The following is a 441-nucleotide window of genomic DNA, read 5'->3' as shown; positions in this document are numbered from 1 at the left end:
CGAACCTATTATGCAAGCAAAGGTACTTAAGGGACTAGAAAAGCTGGAAGCGAAAGGGCCGGAACTCCGCTATCCAGATACAGGCATTATCCAGGATGGTTTGTTTGAGTTGCGTGTAGGAAGAAAAGACATTTCAAGAACATTTTTTGCTTACGCTAAAGGTCGAAAGATCTATATTTTAAGAACGTTTATTAAGAAGACCCCTAAGACTCCGAAGGCCGAAATTGCTCTGGCGACGTCAAGATGGGAGGAACTGAAAGATGGCTGTTAAAGGTATCAAGTTTTCTGAAGTCAAAGCAAAAGCACTTGCTAATCCTGACGTTAAAAAGGCTTACGATGAAGCCACGCAGGAAGAAGAACTCCGTGCAGTCCTCATTGAAATGAAGAAGAGAGCCGGATTAACCAGCACCGAGATTGCAGCACGCATGGGAGTTAGCCAAC

General features: G+C 44.2%; 2 protein-coding genes. Both read left to right on the top strand.

Annotated features, from left to right (window positions below; all coding sequences use genetic code 11):
* Nucleotides 1-271 (top strand): type II toxin-antitoxin system RelE/ParE family toxin (locus tag FN960_RS23485; RefSeq protein WP_221936827.1); only part of this gene is annotated, 271 nt, incomplete at its 5' end.
* The coding region (locus FN960_RS23480; protein WP_221936826.1) for a helix-turn-helix domain-containing protein at nt 261-441 on the top strand (181 nt) is incomplete at its 3' end. The genes FN960_RS23485 and FN960_RS23480, both read left to right, overlap by 11 nt.

Origin of the sequence: Alkalicoccobacillus porphyridii (genome assembly GCF_007293315.1) — a bacterium.
In the GTDB taxonomy this organism is placed as follows: domain Bacteria; phylum Bacillota; class Bacilli; order Bacillales; family Bacillaceae_D; genus Alkalicoccobacillus; species Alkalicoccobacillus porphyridii.
This window is presented reverse-complemented; position numbering and strand designations above follow the sequence as displayed.